General features: G+C 69.3%; 8 protein-coding genes. 7 read left to right on the forward strand and 1 reads right to left on the reverse strand.

The window, feature by feature from the left end:
* Positions 1-78: 78 nt before the first annotated feature.
* The 4 genes from I5731_RS09730 to I5731_RS09745 all read left to right on the forward strand — a co-directional run bounded on the left by I5731_RS09730 (position 79) and on the right by I5731_RS09745 (position 4,608).
* Positions 79-1,623: a sugar ABC transporter ATP-binding protein gene (locus tag I5731_RS09730; protein WP_197311140.1), complete on the forward strand. Its 1,545-nt coding sequence runs from the start codon at positions 79-81 to the stop codon at positions 1,621-1,623.
* Complete coding sequence (locus I5731_RS09735) at positions 1,616-2,677, forward strand: ABC transporter permease (RefSeq protein WP_197311141.1); 1,062 nt, start codon at positions 1,616-1,618, stop codon at positions 2,675-2,677. The genes I5731_RS09730 and I5731_RS09735 overlap by 8 nt, the downstream gene beginning before the upstream one ends.
* Complete coding sequence (locus I5731_RS09740; RefSeq protein WP_197311142.1) at positions 2,674-3,678, forward strand: ABC transporter permease; 1,005 nt, start codon at positions 2,674-2,676, stop codon at positions 3,676-3,678. The genes I5731_RS09735 and I5731_RS09740 overlap by 4 nt, the downstream gene beginning before the upstream one ends.
* A gap of 78 nt (positions 3,679-3,756) precedes the next feature.
* Positions 3,757-4,608 (forward strand): sugar phosphate isomerase/epimerase family protein, encoded by an 852-nt coding sequence (locus I5731_RS09745; RefSeq protein WP_197311143.1) that lies wholly within the window; start codon positions 3,757-3,759, stop codon positions 4,606-4,608.
* 236 nt (positions 4,609-4,844) lie between these two features.
* Here I5731_RS09745 and I5731_RS09750 read toward each other — a convergent pair whose 3' ends face one another.
* On the reverse strand, positions 4,845-5,630 hold the full coding sequence (locus I5731_RS09750; RefSeq protein WP_197311144.1) for an SDR family NAD(P)-dependent oxidoreductase: 786 nt from the start codon (positions 5,628-5,630) through the stop codon (positions 4,845-4,847).
* A 612-nt stretch (positions 5,631-6,242) separates the two neighbouring features.
* On the opposite strand from I5731_RS09750, the gene glpD reads away from it, so the two are divergent.
* From glpD to I5731_RS09765, 3 genes are all read left to right on the forward strand, one after another.
* Positions 6,243-7,766: a glycerol-3-phosphate dehydrogenase gene (gene glpD / locus I5731_RS09755; protein WP_197311145.1), complete on the forward strand. Its 1,524-nt coding sequence runs from the start codon at positions 6,243-6,245 to the stop codon at positions 7,764-7,766.
* A gap of 138 nt (positions 7,767-7,904) precedes the next feature.
* Positions 7,905-8,987 carry an ABC transporter ATP-binding protein gene (locus I5731_RS09760; RefSeq protein ID WP_197311146.1) on the forward strand — a complete coding sequence of 361 codons (1,083 nt, stop codon included), beginning with the start codon at positions 7,905-7,907 and terminating at the stop codon, positions 8,985-8,987.
* Positions 8,988-9,000: 13 nt separating this feature from the next.
* A complete protein-coding gene (locus I5731_RS09765; RefSeq protein WP_197310601.1) occupies positions 9,001-10,074 on the forward strand; it encodes an ABC transporter ATP-binding protein in 1,074 nt (357 codons plus the stop codon).
* Positions 10,075-10,141: the final 67 nt, after the last annotated feature.

Genomic DNA, 10,141 nt, shown 5'->3' on the forward strand with positions numbered 1-10,141 from the left:
CCGGCCGACGGCCTGCCATCAGCCGCCCGGTGCCGCCGGCAGAGCCGTGCCGAGGTTCCGGACAAATCGAGCGAGGCGATGACCGACATCGACCCCCAATCCGCCGCGTTGCGGCCGCAGTCGACCGACGCCGCCGCGCCCCTGCTGATCCAGCTCGAGGGCATCTCGAAGGTGTTCGGCGGCGTCAAGGCGCTGCAGGACGTCCGCTTCGACATCGCGCCGGGCGAAGTGCTGTGCCTCGCCGGCGAGAACGGCTGCGGCAAGAGCACGCTGATCAAGATCATCAGCGGCGTCTACCAGCCGGAAGCCGGCGGGACGATGCTGTTCGACGGCAAGCCGATGGACAAGCTGACCCCGGGCCTCGCCCGCAGCCTCGGCATCCAGGTGATCTGGCAGGATCTCGCCCTCTTTCCCGAGATGAGCGTCGCCGAGAACATCGCTTTCGAGCAGAACCTCGGCGCCCGGCCGCGCCTGGTCGACTATGGCCGCATCCGCCAGATCGCGGGCCGCATGCTCGACCGGCTCGGCGTCGCCATCGACCTCGAGAAGCCGGTGCGCGAACTCTCGATCGCCCAGCGCCAGATGGTCGCCATCTGCCGGGCGCTGGTCGCCGACGCCCGCCTCGTCTTCATGGACGAGCCGACGGCATCGCTGTCGAAGGGCGAGACCGACGCGCTGCTCGTCATCGTGCGCCGGCTGGCATCGGAAGGCATCGCCGTCGTCTTCGTCAGCCATCGCCTCGCCGAGGTGCTCGACGTCTGCTCGCGGGTGACGGTGCTGCGCGACGGTCGCTATGTCGGCACCTATCCGACCAAGGGTATGACGCAGACCCGGCTGACCGAGCTGATGACCGGGCGCAATTTCGACCAGAGCGTCCGCGCCGCCGACCGCTCCGCCGCCCCGGCGGTGCTGTCCGTGGAAGGGCTCGGCCGCGAGGGCGACTATGCGGAAATCGACCTCGTCGTCCGCCGCGGCGAGGTCGTCGGCCTCACCGGCCGGCTCGGCGCCGGACGCACCGAGCTCGCGCTCAGCCTGTTCGGCATGACGCGTCCCGACCGCGGCACGATCCGGCTCGGCGGCGAGGTCACCGACTTCCGGTCCAACCGCGACGCGATCCGCGCCGGCATCGCCTATGTCTCCGAGGACCGGCTGTCGCTCGGCCTCGTCCAGCCGCAGTCGATCGCCGACAACATCGCGCTGCCCGTGCTCGGCAAGCTGGTCGACGCGCTCGGCCTCTTGTCGAAGCGCCGCAAGGCGGCGCTGGTCGACGACTGGATCCGCCAGCTCGCCGTCAAGATCGGCGCGCCGGAGCATGCGGTCTCGACGCTTTCGGGCGGCAACCAGCAGCGCATCGTGCTGGCGAAATGGCTCGCCACCGAGCCGAAGGTGCTGATCCTCGATTCGCCCACCGTCGGCGTCGACGTCGGCGCGCGCGCCGGCATCTTCGAGATCGTGCACCGCCTCGCCGAGGCCGGCATGGCGATCCTGCTGATTTCAGACGAGATTCCCGAGGTCTACTACAACTCCGACCGCATCCTGCACATGCGCGACGGCCGCATCATCGCCGACTACGTGCCCGGCCGGGACGACATCGACGCCATCGAGGAGGCCGTCCATGCCTGACACCACCCCCGCCGCCGGCCCGCGCTTCGCGCTGCCGCGGCTCGGCTCCACCGAGCGGGCGCTCGCCGTCGTCATCGCGCTGCTCTGCCTGTTCCTCGCGCTGACGACCGACACCTTCTTCACGCTGGTCAACCTGCTCGACCTGCTCAACATTTCGGCCGTCAACGTGATCTTCGCGGTCGGGCTGCTGGTGGTGCTGATCGCGGGTGGCATCGACATCTCGTTCGCGGTCGCCGCCTCGGTGGTGCAGTACCTCACCGCGCTCGCCCTGCAGCAGATCGGCGGCGGCGGCTGGATCTCGGGCGTGCTGATCGCGGGCGGCATCGGCTTCCTGCTCGGCGCCTTCAACGCGGCGCTGATCTACCACTTCCGCATCATCTCGATCGTGGTGACGATCGCGACGTTCAACCTGTTCTTCGGCGCGCTGATGTTCTTCACGCAGGGCGTCTCGATCTACAACCTGCCGAGCTGGTGGACCTCGCGCGTCGTGCTGTTCGAGATGGAGACGGCGAGCGGCTGGGCCGAACTGACGCTGCCGGTGGTCGTCATGCTCGCCGTGGTGTTCGCCACCTGGCTGCTCATTCGCCGGCTCACCATCGGCCGCCAGCTCTATGCCATGGGCGACAATCCGGAAGGCGCGCGCCGCGTCGGCATCAACATCGGCGCGATGCACTACCTCGCCTTCGGCTGGCTCGGCATCACCGCCGGCATCGCCGGGTTGATGCAGGCGCATTACGCGCAAGAAGTGGTGCCGAACGCGCTCTACGGCCGCGAGCTCGACGTGCTCGCCGCCGTGGTGCTCGGCGGTGCCCGGCTCGGCGGCGGCCGCGGCACCATCCTTGGCGCGATCCTCGGCGTCGCCCTCGTCACCATCACCCAGAACGGCCTCAACCTGCTCGGCGTCTCGCCCTACGCCTTCAAGATGATCGTCGGCGCGGTGATCCTGATCGCCATCACGCTGTCGAACAGCGGCGTCGGCGACCTCGTCACCGCCATGAAGAACAGCGCCCGCCGCGGCGCGGCGCGCAAAGCAGACAGCGGAGTGTCCCGATGAGCGGCCCCACCTCGCCCGGCAACCCGGCGGCGCGCAGCCCGTTCGGCGGCTTCGCCGAGATCGGCGGCCTGCTCGGCTTCCTCGCCATCGTCGTCATGGTGTTCGCGCTGTCGAACAGCCGCTTCCTGTCCGGCCCGACGTTTGCGTCGATCGCGTTCCAGCTGCCCGAACTCGGGCTGCTGACGCTCGCCATGCTGATCCCGATCATCTCGGGCGGCTTCAACCTCGCGATCACCTTCACCGCCAACATCTCGGCGCTGACGCTCGCCTGGACCATGCAGGCCTATGGCGGCGTCGATGCGGGCACCGGCGCCTATGTTCTCGGCGTCGTGGCGGCGCTCGGCGTCGGCGCGTTCATCGGCTGGGTGATGGGCGTCGCGATCGCCTATACCGGCGCGCACCCGATCCTCGTCTCGCTCAGCATGATGATCTTCCTGCGCGGCCTCGGCGAGTTCATGACGCGCGGCGGCGACGTGTCGGGCTTTCCGCCCTTCGTCAGCTTCATCGGTCACGGCACACTCGGCGGCATCCCGATGCCGCTGTGGATCCTCGGTGTCTGCGTGCTGCTCTGGCACGTGCTTTTGACCCGCACCCGGCTCGGCTTCAACGTCTACATGATCGGCTCGAACATCGAGGCGACGCGCTATTCGGGCATCGATACGCGGCGCACGCTGACGCTGGTCTACACGCTGTCGGGCCTGATGTGCGGCATCGCCGGCGTCGTCATGCTGTCGCGCTTCAACTCGGTGCGCGTCGGGCACGGTGAGGCCTACCTGCTGATCACCGTGCTCGCCTGCTTCCTCGGCCGCGTCGATCCGTTCGGCGGCTTCGGCCGCGTGCTGCCGGTGCTGGTCGCGCTGGTGATCCTGCAGGTGATGGCCTCGGGGCTCAACCTGCTCGGCGCCAACCAGCACCTCGCCACCGCCATGTGGGGCGTGTTCCTGATCCTCGTCATGGTGATCCGCTGGGGCCTCGCCCGCTACCTGCCGAAGCGCCGCTAGCGGGCGGCGGCCGTCCTCGGCTTCCACCATCAAGTCCTTCGACGCTCAACAAGACTCAACTCTGGAGGAAACGCTTCCATGCACGGTTTCGGCATCCACACCAGCCTCTGGTCGCTCGACTGGACCCCCAAAGCGGCGGAGTTCGCCATCCCCGAGGCGGCGAAGTACAAGCTCGACTTCGTCGAGATCTGCCTGCTCGACCCGCCGGCCGTCGACGGGCCGCACACGCGCGCGCTGCTCGACAAGCACGAGATGGTCGCGATCTGCTCGCTCGGCCTGCCGAAAGACAAGCTGCCGACCAACAACCCCGAAGGGGCGCTGGAATTCCTCGAGGCGGCGCTGAACAAGTCGGCCGAGTGCGGCGCCAAGGCGCTGTCGGGCGTCGTCTACGGCGCGATCGGCCAGCGCACCGGCCAGCCGCCGACCGAGGCCGAGTACGACGCCACCGCGCGCGTCGTCGAGAAGACCGCGAAGATGGCGGCAGCGCTCGGGCTCGAGCTCGGCATCGAGGCGGTCAACCGCTACGAGAACCACCTGCTCAACACCGCCGAGCAGACCGTGGCGCTGATCGAGAAGGTCGGCCAGCCCAACGTCTTCCTGCACCTCGACACCTACCACATGAACATCGAGGAAAAGGGCCAGGCGAACGGCATCCTGAAGGCGCGCGGGCACCTCAAATACATCCACCTCTCCGAAAGCGACCGCGGCGTTCCGGGCGAGGGCACCGTGGCGTGGGACGAGGTCTATGCGGCGCTCGCCGCGATCGGCTTCACGGGCGGCCTCGCGATGGAGAGCTTCATCGAGCTGCCGCCGCAGGTCGGCTCGGACCTCTCGGTCTGGCGGCCGGTGGCGAAGAACCGCCAGGAAATCCTCGACCGCGGCCTGCCGTTCCTGCGCAACAAGGCGCGGCAGTACGGGCTGATCGCCTGATGTCCTGAGGAGGCTGGGAGGCCTGCCGTGTGGCCTCCCCCCTCCCGTGCTTCGCACCTCCCCCGCAAGCGGGAGAGGGGACGCAGGAGGAGAGTTTTCCACTTCCAGCGGCGTCTAGGTTCGGCGAAACGTTAGCTTTGCGAAGGTCCTGTCCCCCAACGTCCCCTCTCCTGCGAAGCGGGGGAGGTGCGAAGCACGGGAGGGGGCAGGCCGCACGGCAGGGCCGCCGCCACCCCTCAAGCCAGCAACTGCCCCCCGTTCACCTCGATCGTCTGCCCAGTCACGTAGCCCGAGAGCTTGGGCGAGGCGAGGTAGAGGTAGGCGGCGGTGCAGTCGTCCGGGGTGCCGAGGCGGGCGAGGGGGATCTGGCGGGCGGTGGCGTCGAGCTTTTCCGGCGTCGAATAGCGGCGGTGGAAATCCGTCATGATCGTGCCCGGCGAGACAGCGTTGACGCGGATGCCGTCGGGGGCGAGTTCTTTCGCGAGGCTGCGGGTCCAGGTGGCGACGAAGGCTTTTGCCGCGCTGTAGAGCGACGAGCCGGGGCTGCCGCCGGTGCGGGCCGAGATCGATACCGTGTTGACGATGGCGGCATCGCCGCTGGCCCGCAGCAGCGGCAGCAGCCCGGCGGTGAGCAGCACCGCCGAACGGGCGTTGAGGTCGACCACCTTCGCAAACTGCGCCGCATCGACCGCGTCCGCCGCGACGCGGCCGAGCATGGTACCGGCGTTGTTGATCAGCCCGTCGAGGCGGTCGGTGCGCGCGATGATCGCGGCGGCGAGCGCCTCGGCGGCACCGTCGGCGGCGAGATCGGCAGCAAAGGTCTCGGGGCGCGGGGCGTCCGGGGCAAGGCCGGCGAAGAGGTCGTCGTCCGGTCCGGCCTCCTGCCGCCCGGTGTGCGCCAGCACCCGGGCGCCGCAGGCGAGTAGCCCGCGCGCCACCGCGGCGCCGATGCCGCTGCGCGCGCCGGTGACCAGCACCGTGCGTCCGGCGAACAGATCCGCCGCAAATCCCGTCCCGCCCATGCGATCCTCCCGCTCATGTCCGGCGCCGGTCGGCCGGTGCTTTTGCCGCCAGCATGGCCGCGGTTTCGCCGGCGCGTCAAACGAAAACAGGGATACGGCGATCTTCGGTTGAATTTCGGATTTTTGGAAAGGAGCACTTGCAGGCCGTACGGCCCGTGCCGGGGCGACGCCGTGGTCGGGCAGCTGCCTCGCGATCCGTCGAACTCCACCCCGGGGTGATCCCCGGCGCCGGCAACCCTCCCCTTCTCCCCTTGCGGGAGAAGGTGCCCGAAGGGCGGATGAGGGGTGCGGCCTTACCGTTTCGTCATGGAGAGACGGGAAGAATCCCCCTCATCCGGCGCTGCGCGCCACCTTCTCCCGCGAGGGGAGAAGGGAAGGAATGCCTCGTCCGGCGACCGATATCGGCGATGATCGCATCGTCGAAACCGGCGACTCGTCCTTGCCTCCCGACCTGCTCCCGCACGAATCTCTCGCCCTGCCAACGGCTTCCCGCAGGTGCGAAGCGGCGCGGAATTTTTTCGTTTGACGCGCGATTTATTTCGATTTAGCTCTGCTGACGACGCGTGACGGCTAACCTCCGGGGAGCGCCGTTGCGAGCGAGAGGGGCGCGTCTTGGGCGAGTATGACATCCTCATCGTCGGTGGCGGAATCAACGGCTGCGGCATCGCCCGCGATGCGGTCGGCCGGGGCTTTTCGGTCTGCCTCGCCGAGATGAACGATCTCGCCAGCGGCACCTCGTCGTGGTCGACCAAGCTGGTGCACGGCGGCCTGCGCTATCTCGAGCACTATGAATTCCGGCTGGTCCGCGAAGCGCTGATGGAGCGCGAGGTGCTGTGGTCGGCCGCGCCGCACATCATCCGCCCGCTGCGTTTCATCCTGCCGCATCACGCCGGCCTGCGCCCGGCCTGGCTGCTGCGCCTCGGCCTGTTCTTCTACGACCACCTCGGCGGCCGCAAGCTGCTGCCGCCGACGAAGACGCTGGATCTTTCCCGCGATCCGGCCGGCCGGCCGCTGAAGCCGCTGTTCGGCAAGGCGTTCGAATATTCCGATTGCTGGGTCGACGACGCCCGCCTCGTGGTGCTCAACGCCCGCGACGCCGCCGACCGCGGCGCCAGCATCCGCACCCGCAGCCGGGTCGTCTCGGCCCGCCGCGAGGGCGGCGTCTGGCGCGCCGACATCCGCGACGAACGCACCGGCGAGGTGACCGAGGTCCGGGCGAAGCTGATCGTCAACGCGGCGGGGCCGTGGGTCGACAAGGTACTGAACGGCACCGTCGGCATGAACGACGCCCGCAACGTCCGCCTCGTGCAGGGCAGCCACATCGTCGTGCGCAAGATGTTCGAGCACGATCGCTGCTACATCTTCCAGAACGCCGACGGCCGCATCATCTTCGCGATCCCCTACGAGCAGGATTTCACCCTGATCGGCACCACCGACCAGGACTACAACGGCGATCCGGCCAGCGTTGCGATCACCGACGGCGAGATCGACTATCTCTGCGCCGCCGCCAGCGAGTATTTTACCCAGCCGGTGACGCGGGGCGACATCGTCTGGACCTATTCGGGGGTGCGCCCGCTCTATGACGACGGCGCCTCCAAGGCGCAGGAAGCAACGCGCGACTATGTGCTGAAGGTCGAGGGCGCGCCCGGCGAGGCGCCGCTGCTCAACATCTTCGGCGGCAAGATCACCACCTTCCGCCGCCTCGCCGAGGCGATGGTCGAGAAGATCGAGGCGGCGCTCGGCCGGCGCGGTCCGGGCTGGACCGCCGGCGCGGCGCTGCCGGGCGGCGACTTCCCGGTCGAGGGCTATGCCGCGCTCTGCGCCGAGATCGCGAAGGCGCATCCCTATCTCGCCGCGCGCCACGTCGCCCGGCTGGTGCGGCTCTACGGCACCCGCGTCCGGCGGATGCTCGCCGGCGTCGGCTCGGCGGCCGGCATGGGGCGCAGCTTCGGCGGCGACCTCACCGAGCGCGAGGTGATCTGGCAGATGGAGAACGAGTGGGCCGAGCGGGCCGAGGACGTCGTCTGGCGGCGCTCGAAGCTCGGCCTGACGCTGGGGGCGGCGGAGATCGCGGCGCTCGACGACTGGATGCGCGATCATCGCGCCGACCACAAGACCGTCGTCGCGGCGGAATAGCGCGACCCGGCGGGAGAGGGCGTGGAGGCGCCCGCTCCCGGCGGACCGAGACGACCGGCCGGAGGGCCGGGCAAGGATTGCGGGGCGATCGGTGCGGCGGGCATGGCCCGCGGCGCGGCCCTGCCGGGGAGGATCAGGATGCTGGAACTCAGCAACGTCTCGAAGCGTGTTGGAGCGGTCGTTCATATCGACGACGTGTCGCTGCGTCTCGAGAAGGGGACGCTGAACGTGCTGCTCGGGCCGACGCTGTCGGGCAAGACGACGCTGATGCGGCTGATGGCGGGGCTGGACAAGCCGACGTCGGGCGAGATCCGGATGGACGGGACGAGCATCGTCGGCGTGCCGGTGGCAAAGCGCAACGTCGCCATGGTCTACCAGCAGTTCATCAATTACCCGGCGATGACGGTCTACGAGAACATCGCCTCGCCGATGCGCGTCGCCGGCGTCGACGGCGCGACGATCGACCGGCGCGTCAAGTCGGCGGCCGAGCTGATGCGGCTGACACCGTACCTCGGTCGCACGCCGCTCAACCTCTCGGGCGGCCAGCAGCAGCGCACGGCGCTGGCGCGGGCGATCGTCAAGGACGCCGGCCTCGTGCTGCTCGACGAGCCGCTCGCCAACCTCGACTACAAGCTGCGCGAAGAGCTGCGCATGGAGCTGCCGAAGATCTTCGCCGCGTCGGGGGCGATCTTCGTCTATGCGACGACGGAGCCGTCGGAAGCGCTGCTGCTCGGCGGCAATACCGCGACGCTCGCCGAGGGGCGCGTCACCCAGTTCGGCCGCACCATCGACGTCTACAACCGGCCCGCCGACCTCGAGGCGGCGCAGACCTTCTCCGACCCGCCGCTCAATGTGGCCCGGGTGGAAAAGCGCGACGAGACGCTGCGCTTTGCCGGCGGCTTCGAGATCGGCGCCGGCCGGGCGGCGGCGGGGCTCAGGGACGCGGTCTACACCATCGGCTTCCGGCCGCATCATCTGTTCCTCGACGCCGTGCCCGGCGCAGTCCCGGTGACGGCGACAGTGGCGGTGACCGAGATCACCGGCTCGGAGAGTTTTGTTCATGTCGACTTTGCCGGGCAGCGCTGGGTGGCGCTGGTGCACGGCATCCGGGCGCTCGACGTCGACCAGCAGGTGACGGTCTGGCTCGATCCCGACCGCTTCTTCCTGTTCGCCGGCGACGGCAGCATCGCCGCGGCCCCCGCCGCCGCGCTCGCGGCCTGAGGAGAGCCATCCGATGTCGCGCATCACCCTCGACCACATCGCCCACAGCTACCTGCCGAGCCCGAAGACCGAGGCCGACTTCGCGCTCAAAGAGGTGCACCAGGTCTGGGAGGACGGCAGCGCCTATGCGCTGCTCGGGCCGTCCGGCTGCGGCAAGACCACGCTGCTCAACATCATCTCCGGCCTGATCACCCCCTCGCACGGCCGCGTCGTGTTCGGCGAGCGCGACGTGACGCTGCTTCCCACCGAGGCGCGCAACATCGCGCAGGTGTTCCAGTTCCCGGTGATCTACGACACCATGACGGTGGCCGAGAACCTCGCCTTCCCGCTGAAGAACCGGAAAGTGCCGCAAGCCGAGATCGACCGGCGCGTCGCCGAGACGATCGAGATGCTCGGGCTCGGGCCGATGGCGAGGCGCAAGGCGCGCGGGCTGACCGCCGACCAGAAGCAGAAGATCTCGCTCGGGCGCGGGCTGGTGCGCTCCGACGTCAACGCGATCCTGTTCGACGAGCCGCTCACCGTCATCGACCCGCACATGAAGTGGCAGCTGCGCTCGCAGCTGAAGCAGCTGCACCGGCGCTATGGCTTCACCATGGTCTACGTCACCCACGACCAGACCGAGGCGCTGACCTTCGCCGACAAGGTGGTGGTGATGTACGCCGGCGAGGTGGTTCAGGTCGGCACGCCGGCCGAACTGTTCGAGCGGCCGAAGCATACCTTCGTCGGCTACTTCATCGGCTCGCCCGGCATGAACGTGCTGCCCGCCGAGGTCGCGGGCGACCGGGCGGTGGTGGGGGGGCATGCGGTGGCGCTCGGCCAGCACTACCGGCCCCAGCCCGGCCGCACCGAGATCGGCGTCCGGCCGGAGTTCGTGCGCCTCGACGACGGCGCCGGCAGCCTGCCGATCAGCGTGCGCAGCGTCGAGGACATCGGCCGCTACCGCATCCTGCGCGGCGCGATCGGGCCGCACGAGCTCAACGCGGTGCTGCCCGAGGGCCGGGCGATCCCGGCGAGCCCGCGCGTGGTGTTCGATCCGGCCCGCGTCAACGTCTACCGCGATGCCCACCTCGTCGAAGCGGAGGCCTGAGAGCCATGGAAAAGACCTGGAACAACAAGGCCTGGTTCATGGTGCTGCCGGTGCTGCTGCTGGTGGC

The sequence above is a fragment of the Methylobrevis albus genome, from assembly GCF_015904235.1.
GTDB classification, from domain to species: Bacteria; Pseudomonadota; Alphaproteobacteria; order Rhizobiales; family Pleomorphomonadaceae; genus Methylobrevis_A; species Methylobrevis_A albus.